General features: G+C 42.5%; 8 protein-coding genes. 5 read left to right on the forward strand and 3 right to left on the reverse strand.

Annotated elements, in window-relative coordinates:
* Nucleotides 1–164: 164 nt before the first annotated feature.
* The 3 genes from metF (at nt 165) to Phpb_RS27715 (ending at nt 10,483) form a co-directional block, all read left to right on the forward strand.
* A complete protein-coding gene (metF, locus tag Phpb_RS00195) occupies nt 165–1,049 on the forward strand; it encodes a methylenetetrahydrofolate reductase (RefSeq protein WP_065388647.1) in 885 nt (294 codons plus the stop codon).
* A 642-nt stretch (nt 1,050–1,691) separates the two neighbouring features.
* Nucleotides 1,692–9,212, forward strand: coding sequence for an insecticidal toxin complex protein TcbA (tcbA, locus tag Phpb_RS00200; protein ID WP_082302497.1), 7,521 nt, complete (start codon nt 1,692–1,694; stop codon nt 9,210–9,212).
* A 728-nt stretch (nt 9,213–9,940) separates the two neighbouring features.
* Entirely contained in the window at nt 9,941–10,483 is a 543-nt protein-coding gene (locus Phpb_RS27715) for a hypothetical protein (RefSeq protein WP_075489347.1), read from the forward strand.
* A gap of 319 nt (nt 10,484–10,802) precedes the next feature.
* On the opposite strand, the gene Phpb_RS00210 is transcribed toward Phpb_RS27715, so the two are convergent.
* Complete coding sequence (locus Phpb_RS00210; protein WP_065388649.1) at nt 10,803–11,072, reverse strand: type II toxin-antitoxin system TacA family antitoxin; 270 nt, start codon at nt 11,070–11,072, stop codon at nt 10,803–10,805.
* 321 nt (nt 11,073–11,393) lie between these two features.
* Between Phpb_RS00210 and Phpb_RS00215 the strand changes: the two genes are divergently transcribed.
* The gene (locus Phpb_RS00215) at nt 11,394–12,329 is read left to right on the forward strand and encodes a hypothetical protein (RefSeq protein WP_065388666.1); all 936 of its coding nucleotides are present in this window, start codon (nt 11,394–11,396) and stop codon (nt 12,327–12,329) included.
* A 2-nt stretch (nt 12,330–12,331) separates the two neighbouring features.
* Nucleotides 12,332–12,727, forward strand: a complete 396-nt coding sequence (locus Phpb_RS00220; protein ID WP_065388650.1) for a type III secretion system chaperone — start codon at nt 12,332–12,334, stop codon at nt 12,725–12,727.
* 314 nt (nt 12,728–13,041) lie between these two features.
* On the opposite strand, the gene Phpb_RS00225 is transcribed toward Phpb_RS00220, so the two are convergent.
* A complete protein-coding gene (locus Phpb_RS00225; protein WP_065388651.1) occupies nt 13,042–13,620 on the reverse strand; it encodes a YolA family protein in 579 nt (192 codons plus the stop codon).
* Nucleotides 13,621–13,928: 308 nt separating this feature from the next.
* On the reverse strand, nt 13,929–16,565 hold the full coding sequence (gene ppc / locus Phpb_RS00230) for a phosphoenolpyruvate carboxylase (protein ID WP_065388652.1): 2,637 nt from the start codon (nt 16,563–16,565) through the stop codon (nt 13,929–13,931).
* Nucleotides 16,566–16,754: the final 189 nt, after the last annotated feature.

Genomic DNA, 16,754 nt, shown 5'->3' on the forward strand with positions numbered 1-16,754 from the left:
GAATATTCCTCACTGACTTAACTCAACTTTATTGTTGACTAAAAAATGCCGATCCTTCATCTTATTTAGACGTCTAAACGTATAGGTGTTTAGAAGTGTAAACAAGAATAACTGGCAAATTATTGAGATGGGAAATTATTCCGCTTGTTAACGAGGTGCAGGGTATGAGTTTTTTTCACGCAAATCAGCGAGAGGCGCTGAATCAGAATCTGGCTGAACTGGAAGGGCAGATCCGTGTTTCATTTGAATTCTTTCCACCACGTACAGCCGAGATGGAAAAAACCTTGTGGAAATCCATTAATCGCCTGAGCACCCTCAAGCCTAAATTTGTTTCCGTTACTTATGGTGCTAACTCTGGCGAGCGTGATCGTACCCATAGCATAATCAAGGGAATAAAAGAGAAAACTGGCCTTGAAGCGGCTCCGCACCTTACCTGTATTGATGCTAGCCGTGATGAGTTATGCGAAATTGCCCGTGATTATTGGAAAAATGGTATTCGCCATATTGTGGCTTTACGGGGTGATTTACCGGAAAACGGTGAAAAACCCAAAATGTATGGGGCTGATCTGGTTGAATTACTTAAGAAGGAAGCTGATTTTGATATTTCCGTTGCTGCTTACCCTGAGGTTCATCCAGAAGCAAAAAGTTCTCAGGCTGATCTGATTAGCTTGAAACGAAAAATTGATGCGGGTGCGAACCGGGCTATTACCCAATTCTTCTTTGATGTGGAAAGTTACCTGCGTTTTCGTGACCGCTGTGTTACTGCCGGGATTGATGTAGAAATCGTGCCGGGTATTCTGCCGGTATCCAATTTCCGTCAGCTGAAACGTTTTGCGACCATGACCAATGTTCGTATTCCAAGCTGGATGACCAGAATGTTTGAGGGGTTGGATGATGATCCTGAAAGCGCTAATTTGGTTGGTGCTTCTATTGCAATGGATATGGTGAAGATTTTAAGCCGCGAAGGTGTGAAGGATTTTCATTTTTATACCTTGAACCGCGCGGAACTGAGTTATGCAATTTGTCATACTTTGGGTGTTCGTCCTTAATCGTTGGCTCTTACTAAGGAAATTCCTTGGTAAGAGCGTGTTTTTTTCTATCGCATTTTTACAGAGCTTAGGCTTTTATTTTCTATCTAGATAATTAGGGTTAATCTATTTTTGAGATTTAATTTTATAAAGTTGAATAAATGGAGGAATTAGAATGGTAATTAATAAAATCTTGTTATTAATTAAATTATTAAATATAAACTATAGTAAATAACGACTATGGTTATAACGTCTTTATAATATCTTTCACATGATTATCACTTTCTCATTCTCTTTATTAGAAATAAAATTAACTAATTATAGTCGTCAGACTTATCATCTCGTATAAAATCCCGCATCTTGGTAAATATCAACGATTACCATATCATTTTTTAACACTCCAACGTAAAAAAATATGTTTGTGGCTTCCCCTTCTGGGCTGATAAATATATTTCCCATGCCTGATATCATTATGTGGCATTTTTTCGTATTCACTATTTCATACCAACCAAATTAGAGGATGAATCAGCCCTATGGGTGTTTTCAGGCGATATTATTTCAATAATATTCGTCCGTGTTTTTGATCCCTAACCTGTTAATACTGCACATTTGCAGTTGGTCTCTGTTTGCCTGCTGCAATAACATTATCAATGAGAGACAATTATGCAAAACTCATTATCAAGTACCATCGATACTATTTGTCAGAAACTGCAACTAACTTGTCCGGCGGAAATTGCTTTGTATCCCTTTGAGACTTTCCGGGAAAAAGCTCGGGAAATGGTTAATTGGGGGGAAGCAAAACGGATTTATGAAATTGCACAAGCGGAACAGGATAGAAACCTACTTCATGAAAAACGTATTTTTGCCTATGCCAATCCGCTGCTGAAAAACGCTGTTCGGTTGGGTATCCGGCAAATGTTGGGTTTTATACAAGGTTATAGTGATCTGTTTGGTAATCGTGCTGATAACTATGCCGCGCCAGGCTCGGTTGCATCGATGTTCTCACCGGCGGCTTATTTGACGGAATTGTACCGTGAAGCCAAAAACTTGCATGACAGCAGCTCAATTTATTATCTGGATAAACGTCGCCCGGATTTAGCAAGCTTAATGCTCAGCCAGAAAAATATGGATGAGGAAATTTCAACGCTGGCTCTCTCTAATGAATTGTGCCTTGCCGGGATCGAAACAAAAACAGGAGAATCACAAGATGAAGTGATGGATATGTTGTCAACTTATCGCTTAAGCGGGGAGACTCCTTATCATCACGCTTATGAAACTGTTCGTGAAATCGTTCATGAACGTGATCCGGGATTTCGTTATTTATCACAGGCCCCCATTGTTGCTGCCAAGCTCGATCCTGTGACTTTGTTGGGTATCAGTTCCCATATTTCTCCAGAGCTTTATAAGCTACTCATTGAGGAAATTCCGGAGAGTGATGAAACTAAACTTGATGCGCTTTATAAAGCAAACTTTGGCGATATTACCACCGCTCAGTTAATGTCCCCAAGTTATCTGGCCCGGTATTATGGCGTCTCACCGGAAGATATTGCCTACGTGACGACTTCATTATCACATGTTGGATATAGCAGTGATATTCTGGTTATTCCGTTGGTCGATGGTGCGGGTAAGATGGAAGTAGTTCGTGTTACCCGCACACCATCGGATAATTATACCAGTCAGACGAATTATATTGAGCTGTATCCACAGGGGGGTGACAATTATCTGATTAAATACAATCTAAGCAATAGTTTTGGTTTGGATGATTTTTATCTGCAATATAAAGATGGCTCCGCTGATTGGACTGAGATTGCCCATAATCCCTATCCTGATATGGTCATAAATCAGGAGTATGAATCACAAACGATAATCAATCGTAGTGACTCTGGCAATATACTCAGTATAGGATTGCAAAGATGGCATGGCGGCAGTTATAACTTTGCCGCCGCTAATTTTAAAATTGACCAATACTCCCCGAAAGCTTTCCTGCTTAAGATGAATAAGGCTATTCGATTGCTCAAAGCTACCAGCCTCTCTTTTGCTACGCTGGAGCGTATTGTTGATAGTGTTAATAACACCAAATCCATCACGGTTGAGGTATTAAACAAGGTTTATCGGGTAAAATTCTATATTGATCGTTATGGAATCAGTGAAGAGACAGCCGCTATTTTGGCTAATATTAATATCTCTCAGCAAGCTGTCGGCAATCAGCTTAGCCAGTTTGAGCAACTATTTAATAATCCTCCGCTCAATGGTATTCGCTATGAAATCAGTGAGGACAACTCCAAACATCTTCCTAATCCTGATCTGAACCTTAAACCAGACAGTACCGGTGATGATCAACGCAAGGCTGTTTTAAAACGCGCGTTTCAGGTTAACGCCAGTGAGTTGTATCAGATGTTATTGATCACTGATCGTAAAGAAGACGGTGTTATCAAAAATAACTTAGAGAATTTGTCTGATCTGTATTTGGTTAGCTTGTTGGCGCAGGTTCATAACCTGACTATTGCTGAATTGAACATTCTGTTGGTGATTTGTGGCTATGGCGACACCAACATTTATCAGATTACCGACGATAACTTGGCCAAAATAGTAGAAACATTGTCGTGGATCACGCAATGGTTACAGGCCCAAAAATGGACAGTTACTGACCTGTTTCTGATGACCACGGCCACTTATAGCACTACTTTAACGCCAGAAATTAGCAATCTGACGGCTACATTGTCCTCAACTCTGCATGGCAAAGAGAGTTTGACTGGGGAAGATCTAAAAAGAGCAATGGCGCCTTGCTTCACTTCAGCTTTGCATTTGACTTCTCAAGACGTTGCCTATGACCTGCTGTTGTGGATAGACCAGATTCAACCGGCACAAATAACTGTTGATGGGTTTTGGAAAGAAGTGCAAACAGCACCAACCAGCTCGAAAGTGATTACCTTTGCTCAGGTGTTGGCACAATTGAGTCTGATCTATCGTCGTATTGGGTTAAGTGAAACGGAACTGTCACTGATCGTGACTCAATCTTCTTTGCTAGTGACAGGCAAAAACGTATTGGATCATGGTCTGTTAACCCTGATGGCCTTGGAAGGCTTTCATACCTGGGTGAATGGCTTGGGGCAACATGCTTCCTTGATATTGGCGGCGTTGAAAGACGGAACCTTGACGGTCGCCGATGTAGCGCAAGCCATGAATAAGGAGGAGTCTCTCCTGGAAATGGCAGCTAATCAGGTGGAGCAGGGTCTAACAAAACTGACCAGTTGGACACAGATTGACGCTATTCTGCAATGGTTACAGATGTCTTCGACCTTGGCGGTTTCGCCGTTGGATCTGGCAGGGATGATGGCCCTGAAATATGGGATAGATCATAACTATGCTGCCTGGCAAGCTGCGGCGGCTGCGCTGATGGCTGATCATGCTAATCAAGCACAGAAAAAACTGGATGAGACGTTCAGTAGGGCACTATGTAACTATTATATTAATGCTGTTGTAGATAGTGCAGCTGGAGTACGTGATCGTAACGGTTTATATACCTATTTGCTGATTGATAATCAGGTTTCTGCCGATGTGATCACTTCGCGTATTGCAGAAGCTATCGCCGGTATTCAACTGTACGTTAACCGGGCTTTAAATCGGGATGAAGGTCAGCTTGCATCGGATGTTAGTACTAGTCAGTTCTTCACTGACTGGGAGCGCTACAATAAACGTTACAGCACTTGGGCTGGTGTCTCTGAACTGGTCTATTATCCAGAAAACTATGTTGATCCCACTCAGCGCATTGGGCAAACCAAAATGATGGATACGCTGTTGCAATCCATCAACCAGAGCCAGCTAAATACGGATACGGTGGAAGATGCTTTCAAAACTTATTTGACCAGTTTTGAGCAGGTAGCAAATCTGAAAGTAATTAGTGCTTACCACGATAATGTGAATGTGGATCAAGGATTAACTTATTTTATCGGTATCGACCAAGCGGCTCCGGGTACGTATTACTGGCGTAGTGTCGATCACAGCAAATGTGAAAATGGCAAGTTTGCTGCTAATGCTTGGGGTGAATGGAATAAAATTACCTGTGCTGTCAATCCTTGGAAAAATATCATCCGTCCGGTTGTTTATATGTCCCGCTTATATCTGCTATGGCTGGAGCAGCAATCAAAGAAAAGTGATGATGGTAAAGACACGATTTATCAATATAACTTAAAACTGGCTCATATTCGTTACGATGGTAGTTGGAATACACCATTTACCTTTGATGTGACTGAGAGGGTACATAATGACACATTGAATTTTGACACGATTGAATCTCCTGGGCTGTATTGTTCTGGTTATCAGGGAGAAGACACTCTGTTGGTTATGTTCTATTCGATGCAGAGTAGTTATAGCTCCTATACTGATAATAAGGCGCCGGTTACTGGGTTATATATTTTCGCTGATATGTCATCAGACAATATGACAGATGTACAAGCAACTAACTATTGGAATAACAGTTATCCCCAATTTGATACTACAACGGCAGATCCGGACCATAGCAATAAGAAAATCATAACTAGGAGAGTTAATAACCGCTATGCGGAGGATTATGAAATTCCTTCCTCTGTGACAAGTAACAGTGGTTACTCTTGGGGTGATTACAGTTTAACTATGCTTTATGGGGGCAGTGTTCCTAGTATTACCTTTCAGTCTGCCGCGGAAGATTTAAAATTATCCATCAATATGGCTCTAAGCATTATTCATAATGGGGATGGAACAACTGTTCGCCGTATACAATGTAACCTTATGAAAAAATACGCTGCATTAGGTGATAAATTTATAATTTATGATTCATCATTTGATGATGCAAACCGTTTTAATCTGGTGCCATTGTTTAAATTCGGAAAAGACGAGAACTCAGATGATAGTATTTGTATATATAATGAAAACCCTTCCTCCGAAGATAAGCAGTGGTATTTTTCTTCGAAAGATGACAATAAAACAGCGGATTATAATGGTGGAACTCAATGTATAGATGCTGGAACCAGTAACAAAGATTTTTACCTTAATCTCCAGGAGATTGATGTAATTAGTATCTCTTCTGGTGGATATTGGTCGAGTTATAAAATATCCAACCCGATTAATATCAATACGGGCATTGATAGTGATAAAGTAAAAATCACCGTAAAAGCGGGTGGTGACGATCAAATCTTTACTGCTGATAATAGCACTTATGTTCCTCAGCAGCCGGCACCCAGTTTTGAGGAGATGATTTATCAGTTCAATAACCTCACCATAGATTGTAAGAATTTAAATTTCATCGACAATCAGGCTCATATTGAGATTGATTTCACTGCTACGGCACAAGATGGCCGATTCTTGGGTTCAGAAACTTTTATTATCCCGGTAACTAAAAAAGTTCTCGGTACTGAGAACGTGATTGCGTTATATAGCGAAAATAACGGTGTTCAATATATGCAAATTGGTGCATATCGTACCCGTTTGAATACGTTATTCGCTCAACAGTTGGTTAGCCGTGCTAATCGTGGCATTGATGCAGTGCTCAGTATGGAAACTCAGAATATTCAGGAACCTCAATTAGGAGCGGGTACGTATGTACAACTTGTTCTGGATAAATATGATGAGTCTATTCATGGCACTAATAAAAGCTTTGCGATTGAATATACTGATATATTTAAAGATGGAGATAATTTTGTTATTTATCAGGGGGAATTGAGTGAAACCAGCCAAACTGTTGTGAAAGTTTTTCTCCCCTATTTTATAGAGGCGACTGGAAATAAGAACCACTTATGGGTATGTGCAAAATACCAAAAGGGAACGACTGATAAGATCTTATTTGATCGTACTGATGAGAAAGATCCGCACGGTTGGTTTCTTAGCGACGATCATAAAACTTTTAGTGGCCTCTCTTCCGCACAGGCATTAAAGAACGACAGTGAATCGATGGATTTCTCTGGCGCCAATGCTCTCTACTTCTGGGAACTGTTCTATTACACGCCGATGATGATGGCTCATCGTTTGTTGCAGGAACAGAATTTTGATGCGGCGAACCACTGGTTCCGTTATGTCTGGAGCCCGTCCGGTTATATCGTTGATGGTAAAATTGCTATCTACCATTGGAACGTGCGACCGCTGGAAGAAGACACCAGTTGGAATGCACAACAACTGGACTCCACCGATCCAGATGCTGTAGCCCAAGATGATCCGATGCACTACAAGGTGGCTACCTTTATGGCGACGTTGGATCTGCTAATGGCCCGTGGTGATGCGGCTTACCGCCAGTTAGAACGTGATACGTTGGCTGAGGCTAAGATGTGGTATACACAGGCGCTTAACCTGTTGGGTGATGAGCCACAAGTGATGTTGAGTACGACTTGGGTTAATCCAACCTTGGGCAATGCTGCTTCAAAAACCACACAGCAGGTTCGTCAGCAAGTACTTACCCAGTTGCGTCTCAATAGCACGGTAAAAACCCCGTTGCTGGGAACAGCCAATTCCCTGACTGCTTTGTTCCTGCCGCAGGAAAATAGCAAGCTCAAAGGTTACTGGCGGATACTGGCGCAGCGCATGTTTAATTTACGTCATAATCTGTCGATTGACGGCCAGCCGCTCTCCTTGCCGCTGTATGCTAAACCGGCTGATCCAAAAGCTTTACTGAGCGCAGCGGTTTCTGCTTCTCAAGGGGGGGCTGACTTACCGAAAGCGCCGCTAACGATTCACCGTTTCCCACAAATGCTAGAAGGGGCACGGGGCTTGGTTAACCAGCTTATGCAGTTTGGTAGTTCACTATTGGGATACAGTGAGCGTCAGGATGCGGAAGCTATGAGCCAACTACTGCAAACCCAAGCCAGTGAGTTAATACTGACCAGCATTCGTATGCAGGATAACCAATTGGCAGAGCTGGATTCGGAAAAAACCGCCTTGCAAGTCTCTTTAGCTGGAGTACAACAACGGTTTGACAGCTATAGCCAACTGTATGAGGAGAACATCAACGCAGGTGAGCAGCGAGCGCTGGCGTTACGCTCAGAATCTGCTATTGAATCTCAGGGAGCGCAGATTTCCCGTATGGCTGGCGCGGGTGTTGATATGGCGCCAAATATCTTCGGCCTGGCTGATGGCGGCATGCATTATGGCGCTATTGCCTATGCTATCGCTGACGGTATTGAGTTGAGCGCTTCTGCCAAGATGGTTGATGCGGAGAAAGTGGCTCAGTCGGAAATATATCGCCGTCGCCGTCAAGAATGGAAAATTCAGCGTGACAACGCACAAGCGGAGATTAATCAGTTAAACGCGCAACTGGAGTCACTGTCTATTCGCCGTGAAGCCGCTGAAATGCAGAAAGAGTACCTGAAAACCCAACAAGCTCAGGCGCAGGCACAACTTACTTTCTTAAGAAGCAAATTCAGTAACCAAGCGTTATATAGTTGGTTACGAGGGCGTTTATCAGGTATTTATTTCCAGTTCTATGACTTGGCCGTATCACGTTGCCTGATGGCAGAGCAATCCTATCAATGGGAAGCTAATGATAATTCCATTAGCTTTGTCAAACCGGGTGCATGGCAAGGAACTTACGCCGGTTTATTGTGTGGAGAAGCTTTGATCCAAAATCTGGCACAGATGGAAGAGGCGTATCTGAAATGGGAATCTCGCGCTTTGGAAGTAGAACGCACTGTTTCATTGGCAGTGGTTTATGATTCACTGGAAAGTAATGATCGTTTTAATTTAGCGGAACAAATACCTGCATTATTGGATAAGGGGGAGGGAACAGCAGGAACTGAAGAAAATGGGTTGTCATTGGCTAATGCTATTCTGTCAGCTTCGGTCAAATTATCCGACTTGAAACTGGGAACGGATTATCCAGACAGCATCGTTGGTAGCAACAAGGTTCGTCGTATTAAGCAAATCAGTGTTTCGCTACCTGCATTGGTTGGGCCTTATCAGGATATTCAGGCTATGCTCAGCTATGGTGGCAGTACTCAGTTGCCGAAAGGCTGTTCAGCGTTGGCTGTGTCTCATGGTACCAATGATAGTGGTCAGTTCCAGTTGGATTTCAATGACGGCAAATACCTGCCATTTGAAGGTATTGCTCTTGATGATCAGGGTACACTGGATCTTCAATTCCCGAATGCTACCGACAAGCAGAAAGCAATATTGCAAACTATGAGTGATATTATTTTGCATATTCGTTATACCATACGTTAATTAATTTCGTTATTAAATAATATAGGCTCTCTTTTGGGAGAGCCTGATAGAAGCAATTTATGAGATATTTATAGAAGATAATCTTTTAAATTAACTTGAGGTTTTTATATTATTGAAGTTTAATTTTTCTGTTTTCTGTTTTCTGTTTTCTGTTTTCTGTTTTCTGTTTTCTGTTTTCTGTTTTCTGTTTTCTGTTTTCTGTTTTCTGTTTTCTGTTTACTTATTTGCTTAAAGGCGTGTAATGTAAAAAGGTGAGATCTCTTGTGATGATTCTGATTGGCCTGGAATGGGTCTTTTAGGACCTTAGCTTAAGGTTTGGTATAAATTGATAATTTCGATATCGTACCTGAAATGATCATTATTAATGATTAAACTAAAAAGAAGTTTTAGATTTTACGTACATGTATTCTTGTCTTGTGCCTGATTATAAATTAAAGGTTGTTTATGAAGAGTATTGCGGAAAATAACTATTTTGTATAATATCCATTGGGTAGAGATAATTATGCTTATTTATATGATATTGTTTAAATTACTTAGTTTGATTAATTTAATGAGTAATTGAGAGTATTTAAATGTGGAATAACTATTAATTATTGTATAAATGTGAGGAGAGTTGTAAGGCGATTTGGCGTGAAAATCTTTATATCTATTTTTCTGGAGACGTTTTTTCAATTCCAGAATAATATATGATTATTATTACTTTTATGTCATAATTCAGGGAGGGAATTATTAAAAGCTGGGGTGGTTTTACTTTTAATGGTCAAGAATATAGACTTAATCATCTTGATGAATTCGAATTCACTTACATTCAAGAAAAAGAGGGTATTAAGCCGGAGAAGAGCTATAAATTCATTGTTGAATTTGGTCTACACTGTTTTACCCTGAAGCCTAATAAGCGCAAAGGTGAAACCCTTTCTAATTATCCCAGAGATCTCTATTACTCAGATTTTCGAGAAACACGTGTTTTTTGTTTTAAACGATACGTTATGTCTTTCTGCCTTCCAGATATAGTAAAAACGATAAACTCAAGAACTTGTTACAAGACAGGGAAAGAGAATTTTTTTACTATTGAATTCACTAATGACAATGGAGAAATTGTAGACTATGAAATCTATTTCAAAGTGTCACGAGAAAGCCGAGGGAAATTGCGATTATTTGTAGAAATTGCCTACGTCAGAGATAGTGATCACGGTACGATTCAGCCACAGAAGAAAAAAATAAATTTCTTTGTTATTGCCCACAATATTCAGGTTAGAAAACTTATAAAGTAAAAAACCTCACAATAATGAGAGGTTTTTTACTTTATAACTAAGAAAATTAACTGGGAACTCTTTATAACCGCTCTTGGGCTGGTAACCATTGGTTGGATGAGACGCCTAGCTTCCGCTATCCCGTTCATACGCCTTTTAAAGTATATAGTTAACACTGTATACGCCCTATATTCTACACATATATTGTAAAATATTCTTGTCCATTTCGTGTTAAATAGCTATATGGATATCGACTCAATGCAGATATGGATTTTTATTTTTTCTGGCAATATAGTTTGTATTGGGTACGTTCTTAGTAGTTTGGATCAAGAAATTCTCTTCAAACACGTTTCACCTTGCGCGCAGCATTTATTGCGTTTTGTAAAGCGGTATTGGGGGTAAAAGCGTCATTCAAAGCGGTTGTGAATGCTTGAAAATCCTGGACTGTCATTGTTATGCGAGAATCTCTATCTAATAGCTCACGTGCTTTCTCTTTAGCTGCTGTGCGCACGAATGCAGCCATTGTTGTGCCCATTAAAGCCGCGGCGCGAGAAATAACTTCCCTTTCATCTGTGTCCATCTTTAAATCAAATCGAGTGATAGCAGTCATTACTATTCCTCTTTAAGTACGGTAAATTAACGTATACGGTATTTTGCTGCATAAAAATTGAGTAAACAAGTTTTAATATTGAGTTTGTATCCCCACACTACATTGTCATTGTTAGATTATCTCGGTTTAATAAGTAAGGTCCGCCATAAGCCTTCGTCCAATATGAACTGTTGTGGTTCAATAATCCTAGACACCTATCCCCGGATAATCCTTCTCCTCTGACATCTAAAACAGATAAAAATCGGGTCACTTTTTTACATAAGCAGGACAGGAAAAATACTAAGATGCCCTTAATTAATTCAATTTATGTTGGAAAAGGTTATGCCAATTTCATCCATCAGCGGTCATGTGCCACTTAGCCAAACGCAAGCTCCTCAGCACACCGTATCTTCTTCCCTACTCGAACAGGGTAACCGCTTGTTTGAACAGTCTGTCCGACGTGGCCCGCTGCATTTCCAGAGCTCAGATCTCAAGCATTTGATCGCCGAATTGCGCCAATTGCAGAGTACTCCCAACAGCGCACAGGCTCAACGGGTGCAAGATGCCATCCGGCACTGGGAGAACCACCATCCTAAAGAGGTAGCGGCCCGTAGCACCTGCCTTGCCGAGCTTAAACAAGCTCTGACAGAACAGGGCGCCGTGGTGCGCACTCTCCAGCCAAAGGTAATGGCAACCGGTCCCCAAGCTATGTTGCAGCAGGCTATGCCAGCTTTACAGAAGATGGGAACTTACGCATGCACTGATGCCGGCACTTTCGTCAGCAAGCAGAATCCTCATTATCAACAAATCATGGAGAGATTGAAGTCATTCAATGACAACCCGGATCGTTTGAGGGGTAACAACCAAGCCAACATGATGTCCAACATGGCGGCTATCGCTGCTAGACAAGGTAACGTTAGTCTCAACCAACTACAATCTATCGCCGCCCGTGTCGCCCAAGCCCAAGCGGGTTGCTGCACCACTTTGGCTTATTCTGCGGCAGCCGAACTGATGAAGCACAATCAAGGTGACCAGCAACGTATTGAGGTAGTCGCTCATCGTGGCGTCAAGGGGCATACCCAGACCCACTGCTTCGTGGTGGTCGGGCGCGATTCCAATAGTGAGCTTAACAAACCCGAAACTTGGGGTTCTCAGGCATATGTCATCGATCCTTGGGCTGCTACCATAGGTGGTAGATTGCAAGGTACGCCAAGTAATCCTCCGATCGCTAACTTGTGGCCGCCGACTGAATCTGTGTTTGACAACCATAAAGAGTAACCATGTTCAATTCCTTATTATCAGAACTGTGCCGACGCCTTGGGCAGGCCGAAGAATCTCTGCACTTGGAAGGACTCGATCTATCTCTCGGCCCTTTTAGCCTGCATATCCGCCAACGCGATGAGTTGGTAACTTTGTTTATTCCGCTAGGTGATGTTGAACCCCGCTCTTTGGCTACACTAGCCGATTGGCCGACGCTACAACTTAGCCGTATCGATGAGGGTGAGACCTTGCTCTGGAGCCGAGAATGGTTAGAAAGGCTAGATGTTGAGTTGTTGGTTAGTTTAGTCGAACGGATGTTACAGCAAGCCAGGGACCTTACAGCCACGGCTTCCGTCGCTGAAAGCCAAGAGCGGACACCGTTCAGTATCCAAGGGAGTTCGTGGCACAAAGTTTAGGTGAAAAACCTTCCAGAAGCTTTAAGGAATTAATTAAGTGTATTATTTATTGCAAGCCACGAGCGATATTATTTTGCGCATTCGTTATACCATTCGTGGATTGTGGATTAATGACTTTATTACTGGGTACAGGAGTTCCTACAGGGGAAGCCTAACGGAAATAATTTGTGAGAAATTCACCGAGGTAAACTTTTAAATTAATTTTATATAATTGCCTAATTACAAGGCTAAACCATCGGCATCGATACCTGTGCGTAAAAATAAATAGGGGCGGTTTCCCGCCCCTTACAGACTCTTAAATGGGTTTCAGCAGGTCAAAGAATACTGATCTGCGTTGACATGGTATTTCGAGGCCAATTAGCAGAAGTGTTCTGGTAACTGAAGATACCATTCTGGTAGCCATCAAGACTGTATTCCTTAAGGAAGCCAACCACAATTTGGCCCGCAGCACATGGCCAATTGTATTGCCCGTTTGTAATGCACACTGGTGTAGAAGAGTACAGCGAGTATGGCAGTGTACCGCCGTTCATCCAAGCAAAGGAATTATACCCATAGCCAATTTCCAGAACGGCGGCGCGGAGCTGATATCCTCCATGATTGCAGTTTGTCACCGGCAAGTTGGAAGTGTATTCCCATCCGCAATTCGTCGAGCCAACGGCATAGACCCACATATTGGTTAGCGGAGGTGCGGCAACGTAAGCTACCTCAGACTTAGTGTTGAGCTCCTTCTCTTCAGCTCGGATGGGGCTCTCAGGGTTAGGCAGTAGCTGGGATTGCGCTGCCAGGGCGTTTTGAGCAGTAGAGACCTCCTTCGGTTGTTCTGTTTGGGCATAGGCATTAACGCCAAACAAGGAAGCAAGAGATAACAGCATAGCAAGTTTATTTTTCTTCATTATTGAATTCTCTTAGAAATGGAAAAATCCAATTTTAGGGAAGTGAGCGAAAATCACATTATTAAATTTTATTTATGTAATGATCGAGATTTTTGCGGGAGTGATTGTTTGCTTGCTTATCTCACTGCGGAACAAAGGTGGATAAATTATAAGGAATCTTTCTTCAATTACGCTTCACTTGGTGAGAAATAACCTCTTTTTTGTTGTCTATTGAGCACATTTTGTACTAGTTTGTTTGGGAAAGATTTCAGTACTGTGCTCAATGATGTCACTACAATCGCACGAAGATTGCCTCCTATTGACAGTGACTAACCTGTATTTCGCATTCCTGCTGCGATACCGGCAATGGTTACCATCAACGCTTGTTCAACCTGAGGATCGGGATGTTGCTGTTGACGGGAACGCAGTAATAGTTCTGCCTGTAAGACGTTTAATGGATCAGTGTAAACATTACGTAGGGCGATTGATTCTGCAATCCACGGTAGATCTGCCATCAGGTGTTCATCTTTAGAAATGGTTAATACCGTCTTAATATCTGCGGAAAGTTGTTCGCGCAGTTTCTGGCCTAACGGCCATAAGTTCTTATCTACCAGACGATGATCATAATATTCCGCTAGCCACAAGTCGGCTTTAGCGAAGACCATTTCCAGCATACCAATGCGAGTGGTAAAGAAAGGCCAATCACGACACATTTCTGCTAGTACATCCTGTTTCCCATCATTGACAACTTTTTGTAGCGCAGCACCTGCACCTAACCAAGCTGGCAACATTAGGCGATTCTGAGTCCAGGCGAAAATCCACGGGATAGCGCGTAAACTTTCCACGCCACCCGCCGGATGACGTTTGGCTGGACGAGAACCTAAAGGCAATTTAGCTAATTCCTGTTCTGGTGTTGCTGCGCGGAAATAAGGTACAAAATCGGGCTGTTCACGTACATAATCACGATACATCTTGCAGGAAACATCGGATAGGGTATCCATCACCTGATGCCATTCCAGGTCAGGCTCCGGTGGTGGTAGTAGGTTTGCTTCCAGAATTGCACTGGCATATAAGGCTAAGCTACTGATAGTGACCTGTGGCAGACCGAATTTGAAGCGGATCATTTCACCCTGTTCAGTTACACGTAGGCCACCTTTTAAGCTTCCCGGTGGTTGGGAAAGCAGTGCTGCATGTGCTGGTGCGCCACCTCGACCGATGGTACCTCCGCGACCGTGGAACAAAGTCAGCGTAACGCCTTCTTTTTCACAAACTTTAATCAAGGCATCCTGTGCTCGGTATTGCGCCCATCCCGCAGCCATCACTCCGGCATCTTTCGCCGAATCAGAATAACCAATCATCACCATCTGCTTATCCTGAATCAGTGTGCGATACCATTTAATATCTATCAATTGCTGAATGACATTTTCGGCATTATTCAGGTCATCAAGGGTTTCGAATAGCGGTGCAACGGGTAAGGTGAACGGACAATCAGCTTCTTTCAGTAGCAAGTGAACCGCTAATACATCAGAAGGTACTTTAGCCATTGAGATAACGTAAGCGGCAATAGCGTCTTGTGGCGACTCTGCAATGACTTTACAGGTTGCGAAAACTTCTTGCGTTTCAGCGCTTGGGTGCCAGTTATGTGGGATCAGTGGACGTTTGGAATTAAGTTCATGCAGTAGGAAAGCCTGCTTCTCTTCTTCTGACCAACTGGCGTAGTTACCTAATTCCAGATATTGCGTTAATTCAGAAATGGCGGTTGTATGGCGGGTACTTTCTTGGCGCACATCAATGCGTACCAGCGACAGGCCAAAACAGCGGATACGGCGCAAGATATCTAATAGCTGACCATTGGCGATGATTTCCATCCCGCAGGTTTTTAGTGACTGATAACAGGCGTAAAGTGGTTGCCAGAGCTGTTCGTTGTCCACCAGCAGATCAGTTGGTGGCAGAACTTGCTCCCCTTTCAGTTGTTTCTCCAAATGGGTCAATGTATTGCTGAGTTGTGTCCGTAATTTTTTAGCAATTTCTCGGTAAGGTTCCAGAACTTCATCACCACCTGCTAGCTTATGAACTTCGGGTGTACATTCAGACATGGATAGTTCAGAAACCAGAACCTGAATATCTTTCAGGAAGAGATCGGCTGCTTTCCAGCGACTAAGCAGTAGCACATGACGAGTCACTTCAGCCGTTACATTTGGATTACCGTCGCGGTCGCCGCCCATCCAAGAAGTAAAGCGGATGGGTACCGCTTCAACCGGCAGGCTGTAATCGATTGACTCTTCCAGTTGTTCATTAAATTCGCGTAGAAATGCCGGTACACCCTCCCACAAGCTGTTTTCCACCATAGCGAAGCCCCACTTAGCTTCATCAATTGGAGTTGGGCGAATTTTACGGATTTCATCGGTATGCCATGACTGGGCAACTAACTGACGCAGACGACGCATAATGTTGTTACGCTCATAATCTGCCAGATCATCGTGATCGAGCTGCGATAGGCAAGTGTTAACTGCCACCAGCTTGTGAATTAATGTACGACGCGCGATTTCAGTAGGGTGAGCGGTGAGGACCAGTTCAATAGACAGCTCATTGACCGCTTTTTTCAGATCGTCGTTATTGAAATTTTTTTCTTTTAACTGGGTGAATAATTTCGCTAACGCAACTGGATTACTGGCAGCTTCACCATGTGGGGAGATGCTGTGATACTGTTCTGCAACGTTTGTTAGGTTGAGAAATTGGTTGAAAGCGCGGGCAACTGGTAATAGTTCATCATTAGATAGGTTTTGCAAGGTAGATAATAGTTGCTGGCGATCTATTTCGTTGCCTGCGCGGGATGATTTGGATAATTTGCGAATAGTCTCGACTTTATCGAGAATATCTTCTCCTAATGCCTCTTTGATTGTGTCTCCGAGCAGCTTACCTAGCATGCTGACATTACTACGCATTGCGGAATATTGTTGGTTCATATGACTCTTGGCCTTTATTGCTGGCAGAATGTTGATTCTGTTTCTGTAGAAAAATTTCATTTAAGTGGCGTAAAGTTGTTTTTTGTATCGCCACAGTGTTTCATTCACCCTAAGCCTTCATATTCATATCAGAAAATCATCAGTTTGGGCGAAATTTCTAAAATTTAATGGCGGGTCATGTTCCATAAG

Source organism: Photorhabdus namnaonensis, from assembly GCF_001684335.1.
In the GTDB taxonomy this organism is placed as follows: Bacteria; Pseudomonadota; Gammaproteobacteria; order Enterobacterales; family Enterobacteriaceae; genus Photorhabdus; species Photorhabdus namnaonensis.

Coding starts and splice junctions, on each gene's coding strand:
- tcbA (WP_082302497.1), top strand. CDS start 1,692: ATGCAAAACTCATTATCAAGTACCATCGATACTATTTGTCAGAAACTG.
- metF (WP_065388647.1), top strand. CDS start 165: ATGAGTTTTTTTCACGCAAATCAGCGAGAGGCGCTGAATCAGAATCTG.
- Phpb_RS00210 (WP_065388649.1), bottom strand. CDS start 11,072: ATGACTGCTATCACTCGATTTGATTTAAAGATGGACACAGATGAAAGG.
- Phpb_RS00215 (WP_065388666.1), top strand. CDS start 11,394: ATGCCAATTTCATCCATCAGCGGTCATGTGCCACTTAGCCAAACGCAA.
- Phpb_RS00225 (WP_065388651.1), bottom strand. CDS start 13,620: ATGAAGAAAAATAAACTTGCTATGCTGTTATCTCTTGCTTCCTTGTTT.
- ppc (WP_065388652.1), bottom strand. CDS start 16,565: ATGAACCAACAATATTCCGCAATGCGTAGTAATGTCAGCATGCTAGGT.
- Phpb_RS00220 (WP_065388650.1), top strand. CDS start 12,332: ATGTTCAATTCCTTATTATCAGAACTGTGCCGACGCCTTGGGCAGGCC.